The sequence below is a fragment of the Streptomyces calidiresistens genome (genome assembly GCF_014141525.1).
In the GTDB taxonomy this organism is placed as follows: Bacteria; Actinomycetota; Actinomycetes; order Streptomycetales; family Streptomycetaceae; genus Streptomyces; species Streptomyces calidiresistens.
On sequence record NZ_VKHS01000975.1, the window covers coordinates 1 to 1,790 of the forward strand.

General features: G+C 75.0%; 1 protein-coding gene. It reads left to right on the top strand.

Features of this window, described 5'->3' with window-relative positions; all coding sequences use genetic code 11:
* Nucleotides 1-122: 122 nt before the first annotated feature.
* Nucleotides 123-1,751: a DUF445 domain-containing protein gene (locus FOE67_RS24665; protein ID WP_228474256.1), complete on the top strand. Its 1,629-nt coding sequence runs from the start codon at nt 123-125 to the stop codon at nt 1,749-1,751.
* Nucleotides 1,752-1,790: the final 39 nt, after the last annotated feature.

Sequence of the window (1,790 nt, forward strand, 5' to 3'; positions counted from 1 at the left end):
GTCGTCACCCCCTCCACCACCCCACCCGGGGGACGGATCCGCCCCCTTCCACCCACAGGATGCTGTGGGACCCCCCTCGCGTTGCGCACAATGCACAGGGACCAACCGAACGGGTGGAGCGGATGAATCAGGACGCGGACAGCGCCGGGCACGCGGGCGACGACGGACATCGGGCGGAACTCCCCGGGGCCGGGGCGGCGGAGGCCGCCGCGGAAACGCCGGCGGCCGCGTCGGGGAATCCCGGGGAACCGCGGGAGCGGGGAGCGGGGGACCGGGACGCGCGGGACACCGTCTCCCCCGACGACGGTGCCGACACGCCCGACCCCGTCACCGGGCGGACGGACGCCGCCGGCCCGGCGGCACCCCCCGCCGCGCCGGCCGCCGACGCGCCCCCCGGACCGGTGCCGGAACCGGTACCCGAACCCGCCGACGCGCCGGGCGCCGGGGCCCGTCCCGCCCCGACCGCCGCACCGCGCCGGGGTCGGCTCACCGACGGCTTCACCGAGATCGACATGGAGAAGCAGCGCGGTCTGCGTCGGATGAAGGCGGTCGCCACCGGACTGCTGGTCTTCGTGGCGCTCGTCTACGTGCTGGCCACCTGGGCCGAGGCCCGGGGCGCCGGGCCGTGGGCCGGGTACGTGGCGGCGGCGGCCGAGGCGGGGATGGTCGGCGCGCTCGCCGACTGGTTCGCGGTCACCGCCCTGTTCCGCCACCCCCTCGGCCTGCCGATCCCGCACACCGCGATCATCCCCACCAAGAAGGACCAACTGGGCGAATCGCTGGGCGACTTCGTCGGCGAGAACTTCCTCTCCGAGCAGGTGGTCCGGGAGAAGATCGCCGCCGTGGACCTCGGCGGCCGGGTGGGCGCCTGGCTGGCGCAACCGGACAACGCCGACCGGGTCACCGCCGAGTTGGCCAACGCCCTGCGCGGGGGCATGGCGGTCCTGCGGGACTCCGACGTGCAGGCGATCCTGGGCGAGGCCATCACCCGCCGCGCCGAGGCGACCGAGGTCTCCCCGGCCCTGGGGCGGCTGCTGGGCCGCACGGTCGAGGAGGGTGGTCACCACCGCCTGGTGGACCTGTTCTGCTCCAAGGCCCACGACTGGTTGGTGGAGCACCGCGACACCGTCATGACGGCGGTGGAGGGCGGAGCGCCGGGGTGGACGCCCCGCTTCGTGGACCGTCGGGTCGGCGACCGCGTCTACCGCGAACTGCTGCGGTTCGTCACCGAGATGCGGGACAGTCCCTCGCACCCCGCCCGGGGCGCCGTGGACCGCTTCCTGGCCGACCTGGCGGTGCAGTTGCGGGAGGACCCGGCCACCCGCGAACGGGTCGAGCGGGCCAAGTCCGAGCTGTTGAACCGCCCCGAGGTGCAGGACGTCATCGCCTCCGCGTGGGCGGCCGTGCGGAGCATGGTGCTGGCGGCGGCCGAGGACGAGCGCAGCGCGCTGCGGCTGCGCGCCCGCACCTCCGTGCTCTCCCTGGGGGCCCGGCTGGAGGCGGACCCGCGCCTGCGCGGCAAGCTGGACACCTGGGTCACCAACGCCGCCGTCCACGTGGTCACCGGCTACCGCCGCGAGATCACCTCGCTGATCAGCGACACCGTGGCGAGCTGGGACGCCCGCCACACCTCCCGCAAGATCGAGCTGCACATCGGTCGCGACCTGCAGTTCATCCGGCTCAACGGCACGATCATCGGCGCGTTGGCGGGCCTGGTGATCCACACCGTCACCCGGGCGCTGGGCGGTTGACCCGCCCGGCGCCCGGGTGACGGTGTGGATCACCAGGCC

Coding starts and splice junctions, on each gene's coding strand:
- FOE67_RS24665 (WP_228474256.1), top strand. CDS start 123: ATGAATCAGGACGCGGACAGCGCCGGGCACGCGGGCGACGACGGACAT.